This is a genomic window from Bittarella massiliensis (ex Durand et al. 2017), assembly GCF_001486165.1.
GTDB lineage: Bacteria > Bacillota > Clostridia > Oscillospirales > Ruminococcaceae > Bittarella > Bittarella massiliensis.
The window spans coordinates 1024329-1037863 of record NZ_LN908977.1 but is presented as its reverse complement, the minus strand read 5'-3'; the positions used below and the strand labels follow the sequence as shown (position 1 = coordinate 1037863).

General features: G+C 61.2%; 11 protein-coding genes and 1 tRNA gene. 7 read left to right on the top strand and 5 right to left on the bottom strand.

Translation table 11 applies throughout. The annotated features are described in order from the left end of the window. Positions 1-569: 569 nt before the first annotated feature. Positions 570-3683, bottom strand: coding sequence for an isoleucine--tRNA ligase (gene ileS, locus BN3266_RS11820; protein WP_059005283.1), 3114 nt, complete (start codon positions 3681-3683; stop codon positions 570-572). Positions 3684-4140: 457 nt separating this feature from the next. Here ileS and BN3266_RS11815 point away from each other — a divergent pair, with 457 nt between their 5' ends. From BN3266_RS11815 to BN3266_RS11805, 3 genes are all read left to right on the top strand, one after another. Continuing rightward, positions 4141-4686 carry a dihydrofolate reductase family protein gene (locus BN3266_RS11815; protein WP_059005282.1) on the top strand — a complete coding sequence of 182 codons (546 nt, stop codon included), beginning with the start codon at positions 4141-4143 and terminating at the stop codon, positions 4684-4686. A 164-nt stretch (positions 4687-4850) separates the two neighbouring features. After that, entirely contained in the window at positions 4851-5963 is a 1113-nt protein-coding gene (locus tag BN3266_RS11810) for a nucleoside 2-deoxyribosyltransferase (RefSeq protein WP_021658377.1), read from the top strand. Positions 5964-5969: 6 nt separating this feature from the next. After that, complete coding sequence (locus BN3266_RS11805) at positions 5970-6455, top strand: pyridoxamine 5'-phosphate oxidase family protein (protein ID WP_059005281.1); 486 nt, start codon at positions 5970-5972, stop codon at positions 6453-6455. A gap of 108 nt (positions 6456-6563) precedes the next feature. On the opposite strand, the gene BN3266_RS13335 is transcribed toward BN3266_RS11805, so the two are convergent. Both BN3266_RS13335 and BN3266_RS11800 read right to left on the bottom strand, forming a co-directional pair. Further along, entirely contained in the window at positions 6564-7841 is a 1278-nt protein-coding gene (locus BN3266_RS13335; RefSeq protein ID WP_075109753.1) for a GmrSD restriction endonuclease domain-containing protein, read from the bottom strand. Positions 7842-7955: 114 nt separating this feature from the next. Continuing rightward, positions 7956-8031: transfer RNA gene (locus BN3266_RS11800), tRNA-Thr, on the bottom strand. Positions 8032-8171: 140 nt separating this feature from the next. Between BN3266_RS11800 and BN3266_RS11795 the strand changes: the two genes are divergently transcribed. Together BN3266_RS11795 and BN3266_RS11790 are read left to right on the top strand one after the other, a co-directional pair. Further along, complete coding sequence (locus tag BN3266_RS11795) at positions 8172-9005, top strand: SGNH/GDSL hydrolase family protein (protein ID WP_082671824.1); 834 nt, start codon at positions 8172-8174, stop codon at positions 9003-9005. 39 nt (positions 9006-9044) lie between these two features. Then, positions 9045-9398 (top strand): hypothetical protein, encoded by a 354-nt coding sequence (locus BN3266_RS11790; RefSeq protein WP_021658380.1) that lies wholly within the window; start codon positions 9045-9047, stop codon positions 9396-9398. 913 nt (positions 9399-10311) lie between these two features. Here BN3266_RS11790 and BN3266_RS11785 read toward each other — a convergent pair. Together BN3266_RS11785 and BN3266_RS11780 are read right to left on the bottom strand one after the other, a co-directional pair. Continuing rightward, a complete protein-coding gene (locus BN3266_RS11785) occupies positions 10312-10530 on the bottom strand; it encodes a hypothetical protein (RefSeq protein ID WP_021658383.1) in 219 nt (72 codons plus the stop codon). 46 nt (positions 10531-10576) lie between these two features. After that, positions 10577-11674, bottom strand: a complete 1098-nt coding sequence (locus tag BN3266_RS11780) for a hypothetical protein (protein ID WP_059005279.1) — start codon at positions 11672-11674, stop codon at positions 10577-10579. 217 nt (positions 11675-11891) lie between these two features. Here BN3266_RS11780 and BN3266_RS11775 point away from each other — a divergent pair, with 217 nt between their 5' ends. Both BN3266_RS11775 and BN3266_RS11770 read left to right on the top strand, forming a co-directional pair. Continuing rightward, the gene (locus BN3266_RS11775; RefSeq protein ID WP_021658386.1) at positions 11892-12191 is read left to right on the top strand and encodes a YabP/YqfC family sporulation protein; all 300 of its coding nucleotides are present in this window, start codon (positions 11892-11894) and stop codon (positions 12189-12191) included. A 21-nt stretch (positions 12192-12212) separates the two neighbouring features. Further along, on the top strand, positions 12213-13388 hold the full coding sequence (locus tag BN3266_RS11770) for a sporulation protein YqfD (RefSeq protein WP_059005278.1): 1176 nt from the start codon (positions 12213-12215) through the stop codon (positions 13386-13388). Positions 13389-13535: the final 147 nt, after the last annotated feature.

The following is a 13535-nucleotide window of genomic DNA, read 5'->3' as shown; positions in this document are numbered from 1 at the left end:
TGGTGCCGATGTGAGGGCCGGGCGGTGGGGCCATCTGCCAGAAGGGCGGTTTGCCCCCCGGGATGCGGAACGCCCGGGCAGGAAGAGGGGGCGCCGGTCATCTCCCCGCCGCAATGGCGCCGAAGGTGCCCGGGGACCTGCCCGGTGATAAATTGCTGCTGGCCAGGCCGCCGGGGGCCTCCGGCTGACCTTTTGAAGGCGCTGTGAGCGAGGGGAGGGGGGACCATCCCCGAGACGGCTCGACCGCTGCCGAATATCCCGTGTTCCTCCGCGCGTCGGCGGTGGCCGGGGAAGGCGGCTGCCAGGGCAGAGGCAGGGGAAAGAGTGAGGATAGAAGGCGATGGGCAAGGGGGGATGGGCGGAGACAAAGAAATGGGAGACCCTCTCGCGCGGGCGAAGCGGCCGCCCGAAGTCCTTTGGAGCGGGCGGAGGGGAAGGCGGGCGAGACGCATGGCGGCGAAGGCCCCCTCTCCCACATTGTCCGGGTGGGCGAGGGCTGAGACGGGAAGAGGGGCGCCGCCCGCAGGCAGCGCCCCTCTCTCGGTGGCAGGGTGGGTGGGGGAAGAGGACTAGACCCGCTTCACGCCCAGTTCCACCGCCTCGCCGTTGATGTCCCAGGACTTGGCGTACCCCTCGGGCTCGCCGCAGGCAAAGCCGTCGGCCAGCACGTCGGAGGCGATCTCGTCCCAGTTTTTGCGGGCGATGTCGGCCAACTTCTCGCTGCCCTTCAGGGTGACGGTGATGTGGTCCATCACGTTGAAGTCGGCCTCTTTGCGCATGGTCTGCAGCTTGCTCACCAGCTCCCTGACATACCCTTCCTCGATGAGTGCGGGGGTGAGGGCGGTGTCGATGGCCACGGTGATGCCGCCGTCCTGCACGGTATAAAAGCCCTCGGTCTGCTTGGTCTCGATGAGCAGGTCATCGGCGGTGAGGGCGACCTCCCCATCGGCCAGGGCCAGCTTCAGTTCGCCATTGGCGTCCAGCTCGGCCTTGGCGGCGGAGCCGTCCAGCCCGGCCAGGGCGGTGCGGATCTCGCCCAGCTTCTTGCCGTATTTGGGGCCCAGGGTCTTGAGCTGGGGCTTGAAGGTGTAGGAGGTGAAACGGCTGGCGTCCTCCACAAAGGTGACGGCCTTCAAGTTGAGCTCCTCCTCCACGATCTGGCGGTAGTACTCCTCCAGCGCGGCCGGGGCCTGCACGAACATGTTTTGCAGGGGCTGCCGGTTTTTGATGGCGGCGCCGTTGCGGGCCGAGCGGCCCAGCACCACGATCTGCAGCACCAGGTCCATGTTGCGCTCCAACTCGCTGTCGATGAGGGAATTGTCCACCGCCGGGAAGTCGCAGAGGTGGATGCTTTCGGGGGCCGAGCGGTCCACGGTGCGCACCAGGTTTTGGTAGATCTCCTCGGTGATAAAGGGGACCATGGGGGCGGCTGCCTTGCAGCAGTTCACCAGGGCGGTGTAGAGGGTCATGTAGGCGTTCACCTTGTCCTGCCCCATCCCCACGGCCCAGAAGCGCTCCCTGCTGCGGCGGACATACCAGTTGCTCATGTCGTCCACAAACTCCTGCAGGGCGCGGGCGGCCTCGGGGATGCGGTAGTTTTGCAGGCTCTCGTCCACGGTGCGGATCATGGTGTTGAGTTTGGAGAGCAGCCAGCGGTCCATCACCGAGAGCTTTTCGGGCTCCAGCTCGTGCTGGGTGGGGTCGAACTGGTCGATGTCGGCGTAGAGGACGAAGAAGGCGTAGGTGTTCCAGAGGGTGCCCATGAACTTGCGCTGTCCCTCCCGCACGGCCTTGCCGTGGAAGCGGTTGGGCAGCCAGGGGGCGGAGTTTGCGTAGAAGTACCAGCGGATGGCGTCGGCCCCGTAGGTCTCCAGCGCGTCGAAGGGGTCCACCGCGTTGCCCTTGGACTTGGACATCTTCTGGCCGTTTTCATCCTGCACATGGCCCAGGACGATGACGTTTTTGTAGGGGGCCTTGTTGAACACCAGGGTGGAGATGGCCAGCAGGGAGTAGAACCACCCGCGGGTCTGGTCCACCGCCTCGGAGATGAAGTCGGCGGGGAACTGCTGCTCGAACAGCTCCTTGTTCTCAAACGGGTAGTGGTGCTGGGCAAAGGGCATGGAGCCGGAGTCGAACCAGCAGTCGATGACCTCGGGCACCCGCTTCATCTGCTTGCCGCAGTGGGGGCAGGTGATGGTGACCGCGTCGATATAGGGGCGGTGCAGCTCGATGTCCTCCGGGCAGTTGGGGGAGAGACTCCGCAGCTCCTCGATGCTGCCGACGGCGTGCCGGTGGCCGCACTCGCACTCCCAGATGTTGAGGGGGGTGCCCCAGTAGCGGTTGCGGCTGATGCCCCAGTCCTGCACGTTTTCCAGCCAGTCGCCGAAGCGGCCCTTGCCGATGGACTCGGGGATCCAGTTGATGGTGTCGTTGTTGCGGATCAAGTCGTCCTTGACGGCGGTCATCTTGATGAACCAGGAGTCGCGGGCGTAGTAGATGAGGGGGGTGTCGCAGCGCCAGCAGTGGGGATAGCTGTGCTCAAAGGTGGGGGCGGAGAAGAGAAGGCCCCGCTCCTCCAGGTTTTTGAGGACCTCTTTGTCGGCGTCCTTGCAGAACATCCCCGCCCAGAGGGTCTCTTTGGTCATCTGGCCCTTGCCGTCCACCAACTGCACAAAGGGCAGGCCGTACTTGCGGCCCACGTTGGCGTCGTCCTCGCCGAAGGCGGGGGCGATGTGGACGATGCCGGTGCCGTCGGTGAGGGTGACGTAGCCGTCACAGGTGACGTACCAGCACTTCTCTTTGGGCTGCACAAAATCAAAGAGGGGCTCGTACTCCTTGTACTCCAGCTCCCGGCCGGTGAAGTGCTCGAGCACGGTGTAGCCCTGCTCGCCCAGCACGCTCTCGCAGAGGGCGGCGGCCAGGTAGTAGCGCTCCCCCCCGCTCTCCACCTTGACGTAGTCCTCGTCGGGGTGGACGCAGAGGGCCACGTTGGAGGGGAGGGTCCAGGGGGTGGTGGTCCAGGCCAGGATATAGGCGTCCTCCCCCTTGGCCTTGAACTTGGCGATGGCCGAGCGCTCCTTCACGTCTTTGTAGCCCTGGGCCACCTCGTGGGAGGAGAGGGGGGTGCCGCAGCGGGGGCAGTAGGGGACGATCTTGAAGCCCTTGTAGAGCAGCCCCTTCTCCCAAATCTGCTTGAGGGCCCACCACTCGGACTCGATGAAGTTGTTGTCGTAGGTGACGTAGGGGTGCTCCATGTCGGCCCAGAAGCCGACGGTGGCGGAGAAGTCCTCCCACATCCCCTTGTACTTCCAGACGCTCTCCTTGCAGCGCTTGAGGAAGGGCTCGAGGCCGTACTCCTCGATCTGCTCCTTGCCGTCCAGGCCCAGCTCCTTTTCCACCTCCAGCTCCACCGGCAGGCCGTGGGTGTCCCAGCCGGCCTTGCGGGGGACCATGTAGCCCTTCATGGTGCGGTAGCGGGGGATCATGTCCTTGATGACCCGGGTCAGCACGTGGCCGATGTGGGGCTTGCCGTTGGCGGTGGGGGGGCCGTCGTAGAAGGTGTAGGTCTCGCCCTCCTTGCGGCTGTCGATGCTCTTTTCAAAGATGTGTTCTCTTTCCCAGAACTGCTCGACGTCCTTCTCCCGCTCCACAAAGTTGAGATCTGTGGGCACCTTGTTGTACATCTTTCCAAAACCTCCAATGCTTTCTTTCGTGCGCTGCGAAAGGTGAATCTATGGAAACGCGCAAACCGACAAAAAAGCCCCCGCCCTGCAAAACAGGACGAAGGCCGAATGCGCTTCGCTGTACCACCTATTGCAACATACCAACATATGCGTTCCCGATAACGGCGGAAAACCGGCGAAGCCTACTCGGTCGCCCTTTCAGCTTGCAACTCTAGAGGGATGTTCCGAGAGAAACGACTGGCGCCGGGCTCCCACTCCCCCCGGCTCGCTGTGGCGTTTGTTTCAAACGTACTGTCTCTATCATCGTCTTTGGCTATTTCTCCTACATTGTAATACAGCGGGGCAAAAAGGTCAAACCCCTTTTGTGAAAAAAGGGGAAAAAGGCGGTGATTTTTTGTTTGGATGGCTAAAACCCATGTAACGAGGGCCCACAGGGGCCCAAAAAGGGGGAGACGACATGGAAAGACGGGCGGTCCTCTACACCGGCATGCGTTTGGACGGGTCTATCGCCGACCGGGCCGGAGGGGCGGGCTGGATGGCGGGGGACGGGTCGCAGCCCGGGTGCGAGGGCAGCGACCCCGATTTTTACAGAGGGGTGGGCGCTGTGGTGATGGGGGGCCACACCTGCCACCAAATCGCGGAGGAGCTCTCCCCCGGGCGGTGGCCCTACCCGGAGAAGGAGCGCTTCGTGCTCACCCGCCGGCCGCCGGCAGAGCGGGGGGAGGCGACCTCTGTCGACGGCCTCCCGGAGCGGCTGATCGAGCGGCGGAGGAGGAAGGGGGACATCTGGGTCTGCGGCGGGGCGGAGCTGGCCCGCCGGTTGGCGGTGGCGGACGGCATCGACCGCTACCACCTCTCGGTGCTGCCGAGCATGCTGGGGGAGGGACTTTCCCTCTTTGGCGGGCTGGGGGTCGAGCGCCCGCTGCGCCTGGTGTCGGCCAAACGGTACAACGGGATCGTCGACCTGGTGTACGAGCGGCGGGGAGAGGCGGCTCTTTTATAGGGGATGACAAAAAATGGGGCCCCATTTCGGCACTCTGTCGAAAAAACCGTTTTGATATTGGCGGGGCCGTCAATTGACAGGAGGACAGCCGGGCTGTTACTCTGGGACTGGACGACGAGACGGCCCGCCGCGGCGGGCGGACGAAAACAAGGGAGGCATTTTTTATGAGAAGACCCCGCCTGTACATCACCGGCCCCCAGTGCTTTTACCCCGGGGGCGAGCACCAGCTGCTCACCATGAAATACCTGGCCGAGGAATACGGCTTTGAGGTCACCAACATCAAGGAGAAGATGGGCTTTGACGACTGCGACCCGGCCACCGGCAAGCAGCCCCTGCGCAAGCTCACCCCCGACTACCTGGACGACTGCGACATCGTGGTGGGAGACGTGAACTTCTTTCGCGGCGGCGAGCCGGAGAGCGGCACCATCTTTGAGCTGGGGGTCGGCTTTGCCCGGGGCAAAAAACTATACAGCTTCACCCGCGACCGGCGGGACGTGATCCACCGCTACCCGGTGGGCCAGCTCTGCCCCGACGGGAAGATCCTCGACGAGCACGGGATGGGCTATGCCACCGCCCACACCGCCGGCAACCTGATGTACATGGTCCCCTCAAAGATCGTGGAGGGCGATTTTGAGGCCTGCCTCAAGACCATTGTCATGGACTTGATCGAAGAGGCCAAGGACCGCGGCCAGCGCATCGTCCCCCGGCAGGACTTGCGCGCCAAGTCCACCTGGCCCCTGGGGGAGCTGCCCCGGGCCTACCTGGCCGGGTTCGAGTGCTTCCTCTTAAACGCCAGGGAGGTGGGCGACCGGATGAAGGCCTTTGCCCTGGACCACGGGGTGGAGGGCATCTTCCCCCCCGACGAGGCCCCCGGCCTTAAGGAGCCCGAGGACATGAGCGACGTCTACACCCGCTCGGCCTTCTACTTTGACCGCGACCAACTGCACATCCGCAACAGCAACATGGTCATCGCCAACCTCAACCCCTATCACGGCCACGAGCCCGACAGCGGCACCGTCTTCGAGAGCGGGATGAGCTTTGGCCTGGGCTACCGCTGCTACTGCTTCCTCTCGGACGGGCGGGAGCTCATAGAGAAGGTGCCCTGCAACCTGGGGGAGGACGGCATCTACCGGGACATCGAGGGCTACCGGGTGGAGAACTGCGGCCAGCCCCTGGCCTCCATCATCGCCTCCAACATGACGGTGGTGGTGGGCGGCTTTAAAGACGCCATCCTGAAGGTGGAAGAGGACACCGAGCGGCTGAAGAGAGGGGAGTAGAGCGCGGTGGCCCGAGAGATGCGCCGACAGCGGCAGGCCCTTTCCAGAGAGGGCTGCGAGGCCGTTTTGCGCCGGGGGACCTCCGGGGTGCTGGCGGTGGTGGGGGAGGACGGCTACCCCTATGCCGTGCCCCTGAGCTATGTCTTTGACGGGGAACGGATCTACTTTCACTGCGCCCCGGTCGGGCAGAAGCTGGACGCCATTGCCAGGGAGGAGCGGGTCTCCTTCTGCGTCGTCGACCAGGACCGGGTGGTGCCCCAGGAGTACACCACCTATTTTCGCAGCGCCATCGCCTTTGGCAGGGCGCGGGTGCTGCGGGAGGAGGGGGAGAAGCGGGCCGCCCTGGAACGGCTGGCGGCCAAGTACTCCCCCCAGCAGCCGGAGGGCCGCCGGCGGGAGATCGAGCGGCTCTTCGACCAGGTCTGCGTGGTGGAACTGCGCATCGAGCGGCTGAGCGGGAAGGAAGCCATCGAACTGGTGGAAGGGCGCTGAGAGAGAGCGGGAGAGATAAAAGGAGTGGGGGGAGAGCGCAAACGCTCTCCCCCCACTCCTTTTGCAACAAATTTTATAAGGTTGATAATTGTTCCGTCTGAAACCTACTCAATATTCGCTGTTATCATCTTGCTCATTAACTCCTCCTAGTACAATTCTGTCTTTTTTGTTTCTATTACAGCTTCTATGTAAAAGTTGAACATTTTCAAGAGTTGTAGATCCCCCTTTTGCGTAGGGAATAATGTGATCCATTTCGCAGTCATCAAGGGAAAGAATGATATTTCCACAATAACTGCATTTGTATCCAGGATAAAAGAGATGCTCCTTAATAGATTTATGAAAGTAGCGGTATCTATCAGGCTGGACTTCTGCTGAAACTATGTCACTAATAATTTTCATCACCTGCTCGATTCGACCACGTACTCTCGGACCAGCATTTGTTCCTACATAGGTGTTGTTTTGGTACTCACTATTGGTTTCTTTCAAACAGTTAATCTGTATACGTAGCTCATCAGCGTGAGATATTAAGACTCTGCTAGGAAAATAGGAGAATGGGATAATTATCGAATCATAAACTGCGCCGTTAAATTTTTTCCGTTTGTCTTTACACAGCGAAAAAAATGCGTTTTCACCGAGAATTTGCTGAATGACGTCAATTAAGGTGTTGTATTGACTTTTAAGTTTTGAAATTAAAATTTCATCATCATTTTGATGTTGCTCCATATAAGAACTCATAACCCATTTAAAAGTTCCACGGAGTTCAAGATAATTGCGCAATGCAAAAAAGCGAAGGATGCGCTCTTCATAAGCACTGCGTTTATTCTCATCATGAAAAAGAACGTGTAAATTTTTATTGGTTTGAGCAATATCTTTTAGCATGTTGTTAAAGTTGCCACGATAGATACAATTTCGAACTTCTTGGTCTTTTAGCATGATAGCACCTAGATTTAAACGCGAAAAAATTTCATACTTCAATTCTTTAGAATCTTTGTTTATTGTGATTGCCTTTAGTGTTTTACTTTTTAGCAATCGCTGGATTCTTTTTTCAAGATCTCTATAATAAAGGCCATTTATATCTGTCAATTTTGTCAGCTTATTTAGAGAAAATTCATTTTTCAAATAGCGCACGAAAGAAACGATTCGCTGTTGACCGTCAATTACGGATAGGGTACCGTCCTCCTCTTCGCAAAGATAGATTACCGGAATTGGAATGCCGAGAAGAATTGACTCGATTAGTCTAGAAGCACGGATATCATCATATACATATTTTCTTTGATAATCAGGATTAGTAATGATATCGTTTGCATCAACATCTTCCTTTAGTTGTGCAAGAGTAATATCTTTTTGTTCCGTATGAATTGAGAGTAGTTCTAATTGATCAGGCATGGTATCATCCTTTTTAATATAGTTTTTATTACTTAAAAGTGGGCTTTTTACTCCTCCTTTTTACCAAAAAACACGGTATACAATCCCTAATCAGAAAGTATACCGTGTTTTCTATGGAGCTACTGGCCGGACTCGAACCGGCGGCCTGCGCATTACGAGTGCGCTGCTCTACCAACTGAGCCACAGTAGCGTCGTTTGCCGGCCGAAGTCGGTGCTTTCTATTATCGCGTATTTTTTTGCTTTCGTCAAGGGGCAGGGGTTTAAAAATGGAGAGCAATCGTATATAATAAGCATGTCAGACCAACCATTTCCAGTTGAGCGGAGGGCCCCATGCGCAGACGATCCAAGCTCTTTTCGACCCCTCAAGTGCATATCGTCCCCAAGGGTGGGCGCGCCCGGCGCGCGCTGGTCCTCTCTTTGGGGGCGTTTCTCTGTGTCTGCCTGGCCGCCCTTCTCTGGCCCCGGGGGGAGGGGCAGAAAAACCCCAAACAGGGCGAGGCCAACGCCTACCGGCAGGACGGCAGCTCCAGCGCTTCCACCGCCGTGGGGGGAGAGGAGGGGTTTGCCCCCCTGCTCCCCCTGCGGGACGCCCAGCGGGCCCGCTACTTTAAAGATGCAGTCTTTGTGGGCGACGGGCTCACCGCCCAGCTGGCCGGGGCGGGGGCCTTTGGGGGGAACGGCACCTTCCTCTCCTCCGAGCGGCTCAACCCCACCCTGCTCCAGTCGGGGCGGCTCTTTTCTTCCGGGGGGACGGAGGACGCCACCGCCCTGGCGGCCATCAAGGCGGCCGATCCGGGCAAGATATACCTGCTGGTGGGGGCCAACGGGGTCTCCTGGCTCTCGGCCGAGGACATGGTCAAATCCCTGGGCGACTTTGTCGACCGGCTGCGCCAGCAGCACCCCAAGGCGACCATCGTCCTCTCGACCCTGCCCTATTTTGACGCCGCCACCCAGGGGGATCACCCCAACTACCAAAACACCAAGGTGGAGGAGTACAACCGCCAACTGAGCGCCCTCTGCGCCGAAAAAGAGGTCTATCTGCTGGACAGCGCCCAGGTGCTTTCAGGGGCCTATGCCGTGGGGCTGCGGGACGGTTCCCTCACCCTGGCCGACGGGGCGGCCGACGCCTGGGCCGACTACATCTTCACCCACACAGCCGGATGAGCCGGCAGACCGAAACACCTGTTTGAGAGGGGAATCGCCATGACCTTTGAATGTTGGTCCATCATCATTATCGTCTGTGCCATCTGCGTGATCGAGGTGCGCACCGGCCGCAACAACTACGCCCTGCCGGTGATCCCCATCGTCATCGTCCCCGCCGCCCACCTGTTGGGGATGGCGTTCTCCACCCGCCTGTCCCGCCTGGTGGGGGCACTGCGGCCGATGCAGTGGTATTTGATTTTGATGGTGGTGGCCCTGGCGCTGGCCTGCGGGCTGATCGCCCTGCTGTCCCAAGCCATCCTCTCCAAGCGCACCCGCAACGCCCACCTGATCCTGGGCATCGGCTTTTCGGTGATCCTGGCGCTGATTTTGATTTTGGACACCATCTCCCTCTAGCGCGCCAACCGCTCTAAAAATTTGCCCCCGGCCCTCCTGTGGCCGGGGGCTTTTTGCGCGTGGGAGAGAGGGAGGGCGGCGCTCGGTTTTCCCTGGTGGCTCTATTGCCTGGGGGAAGGGGGAGCGGACAGAGGAGGAGTGCTCTTTTGAGGAAGAGGGATGTGCCTGCCCATCGGCGGCTGCCTGCGCGACCTTTTGCCTTGAGAAAAGGGGTGCAGGCGGAGGCGAAAGCGCCCTCTCTGGCGCGGAGGAGGGCTATCCGACGGTGTTCTTCCGGCTGCGCGATTGTTCTGGGGAGGGAAAGGGGGAGAGGGGTGCACCTTTTTGCCCCAGGGGGACGGCCCATTCGCCGCTGCTTTTTTGCGCTGTGGCCCTTTTGGTGAGCAGAGGGGAAAAGCGGCCCGGCTGGCTGCTTCTTACTGGTGGGCGGCAAGCGGCGGAAGCGGTCCCCTCTGTCTTGCCCCGACTGCTCTTTTGGAAGCCATTCTGCCCGCGATCCAAAGGGCGGGGCGGTGGGGAGACATCCCTTTGAGTGGGGGCTGTCCTGCGCCTCTCGCTGTCTCCCGCCCCGTCGTTTTGGGGTGGGGGATTTGCCCCTGCTTCTCTCTGCCCTTTCTGCCCGGAGCGCGGCGGGCGGGGAAAGGCGCCTACTGTTTGCGGGGTGGTCTGCGGGCTTTTGCTCCCGGCACTCGGCGGCGGTCCGCGCCCTTTTGAGGGCGGTTTTGCGGCAATTTTCCAAGCGGGCCCACCGGCAGACCTGGGGAGCAATCTCTTTCAGGGGGGAGGGATTTGGGGGGAGGGCGAAAAGGGAGGGTAGGAGCGCCGCTTCCCGGCCGTGTCTGCGGCGGTGGGACAAAAAACGGCCCGCGCCCGGTGGGGGCGGAGCCGTCGGCGTGATGGGTCGGGGGCGGACCTAGAGGGAGAAGTCCTCGGGCGAGAAGCGGGGCTTGGGCGGCCGGGGCCGCGGCTCCCTTTTGAGGGGATCGTAGAGGAACTTTTTGCAGGAGTAGTAGGGGGAGACCACCCCTTTTTTGATGCAGAGGATCATCTGTTCCCCCGGCGCGGCCTTGCCGTGCTGGCAGTAGATGCAGTTGGGCTCGATCTTCTTTCCGAACAGTTTGGGCCGAAACACGGCGTTCCCCCCTCTCGTCTTTTTACCTATTGTAACAAGGGGGGGCCTATTTGTCCAGCAGCACCCGGCTCTTGCGGGAGAGGGTGAAGAGGGCCGCCAGGCAGAACAGCAGCAGCAAAACCGAGGTGAGGGGGGCGTTGACCGCCCCGTCCAGCCGGGGCGGGGTGGAGGAGAAAAAGACGTCCGCCGCCGGGGAGGGGAGGAGCTCAAAGAAGAGGGAGAAGAGCCCCAGCACCAGCCCCCCACAGAGCAGCCGCGCCCCCAGCAGCTTGCCGATGGAGGCGAGGTCGCCCAGGCAAAACTGCATCTGGCAGACCGCCGAGAGACCGCAAAACCCCAAGAAGAAGGCCGCCAGATAGGGCCCCAGCCGCCCCGGCAGGGCGGCGGCGGTGAGGCAGCCGCTGGTGATTTCGAGGAGCCCGGAGAGGAGGGCCTTTCCCCCGTCGGGCAGGGGGAGGCAGCCGCCCAGCAGTTGCAGCAGGGCCGAAAAGAGGATGACATAGCCGCAGATGGAGAGCAGCGACTGCACCGAGCTGCTCACCGCCTGCACGAAGACCGCCGAAAAGGGCTCGAACCGGCGGGGTTGATGGGCGGGGGCGGGGGCGCGCCCCTTCTTCCCCCTTTTGGGCCCCTGGCGGGAGAGGAGGGTCCCGGTGAGGACGGCCCCCAGCACCGAGCAGAGGTAGAGGACCGCCCCCAACTGCATGCTGTGAAACATCCCGCCCCCGACCCCGGTGATGACGAAGGCCGGGGCCGGGGCCACGCAGAAGAGGGCCAGCCGCCGGGCCTCCTCCCAGTCCAGTTCCCCCCGGTCCACCGCCCCCCGCAGCAGCTTGGGCCCCACCGGAAAGCCGCCGATCATGGCCATGGAGAAGATGGCCCCGCCCTGCCGCCCGCTGCGAAAGAGGAAGCGGCTGACGGGGGAGAAGAGGGCCTCCAGCGCCAGGGAGAGGCGGGAGCCCATGATGAGGTGGGAGACCACCAGAAAGGGGAAGAGGGCGGGGATGATGACCTGATAGCAGGAGGTGAGCCCCCGCAGGATGCCGTCCTTGGCGTAGCTGCCCCGAAAGAGGATGCCCCACAGCAGGAGGATACAGAGGCTGCCCTGCCAGAGGTCCCTCGTCCCCGCTTTGATCCGCTCCATTCGATCCGCTCCTTTATCTTTTTTCGTTTTTCGTGTGTCTGCCCCCGCCGCCCCAGGGGGCGGGGAAGGGCCTTTTTTGGCGGGGCGAAGGGGAGGGGGGATGCCGCCCTCCTTTCGCCCCTGCGGCCGCCCCCGCCTCCCCCTCTTTGCGGGGGGCGGCGGAGGGCAATAATAAAAGCCGCAGCCTGTCAATATATATGAGGGGGAGGGGATCGACATGAACAGACGCAGACCCGCGGGCAAAAAGGCCGAGAAAAAGCCCTTTCGCCTGCTTGTGGATACACAGAAACTGGCCCAGAGCGCCCACCTGACCGACAGCCGCATCGAGATACTGGGCAACACCGAGGCGGTGGTGGAGGGCTGCAAAGGGGTGCTGGAATACGACGAGAACGTCATCGTCCTCAACCTGGGGAAGATGTCGGTGAAATTTGAGGGGGAGGACCTGAGCCTCAAGTGCATGAACGACTCCGACGCGGTGGTGGAGGGGGTGTTTGTCAGCATCGAGTACCTGCGGTGAGAAGAGAGGGGAGAGAGAAGGTTGTATCTGGTTCGATTTATCCGCTGGCTGCTGGGGACGGTCCGGTTCACCCTGCGGGGGATCTTCAGCGAGCGGTTCATCAATTTGGTCTACAAAAACGGCCTGCGCCTCTGGGGCACCCAGAAGCGGGAGGACGGCTTTGACTGCTACACCGTGGCGGGGGACTACAAGCGGATGCACCGGCTGGCCCGGGCCACCGGGGTGCGCATCCGGGTGCAGGAGAAGCGGGGCGCCCCCTTCTGGCTGCACCGCTACCGCAAGCGGGTGGGGGTGGTGCTGGGCATCCTCCTCTTCTGCCTCTTTCTGGGGTGGATGTCCCGGCTGTGCTGGACCATCGAGGTGGTGGGCAACGAGGCGGTGAGCAGCGAGCAGATCGTGCAGGCGGTGGCCGAGTCGGGGATCAAGCGGGGGGCCAACATCAAAAAGATCGACCTCAAGTCGGCCGAGGAGCGCACCATGGTGCTGCTGCCCGGCCTCTCGAGCATCTCCATCAGCAACATGGGCACCACCGTGGTGGTAGAGGTCAAGGAGGTCAGGGAGAAGCTGCCGGTGGTGGACGCCTCGCAGCCCTGCAACCTGGTGGCCGCCAAGAGGGGCCGCATCACCCGGGTGCTGGCGCTGGAGGGGAACGCCACCGTCAAGGTGGGGGAGTACGTCACCGAGGGGCAGCTGCTGGTCACCGGGGTCTACGAGGACCGCTGGGGCAAGGCCCTCTTCAAGCACAGCCAGGGCCAGGTCTTTGCCGAGACCGAGGAGGAGATCACCTTTGAGATCCCCCTCACCGAGCTGGTCAAGATCCCGGTGGGGAAGGTCAAAAACCGCCATGTGCTGGAGATCTTGGGCTTCAAGGTGCCCCTGTTTTTCCCCAGCAAGTTGGAGGGGGACTACCTCTCGGAGGTGGAGCGGCAGGAGCTCTCCCTCTTCGGGCTGACCCTGCCCATCACCTGGCACACCCAGCGCATCACCCCGGTGGAGGTGGGCAGCCGGGAACTGGGCGAGGAGGAGGCCCTCGGGCAGGCCCAGGCCCGCGCCCAGGAGTACGCCGACAGCCACTACCAGGGCAAGGAGGTGCAGATCCGCCAGACCGGCGGCGAGATGGGGGACGGCGCCTTTCGCGCCACCTTCACCCTCACCTGCGAGCAGGACATCGCCCAGGAACAGGCGGTACAGCGGTAGCGGGGGACGAAATTTGGAATTTTTTCTGAAAATTTCAGAAAAAACCTGTTATAACCCCCAATTGTGTGATATAATGTGCTAGGAATATGTGAACAATTATTAGAATTTCAAACAAAACGTTCAGTTTTTATGCCATATTTTCTAAAA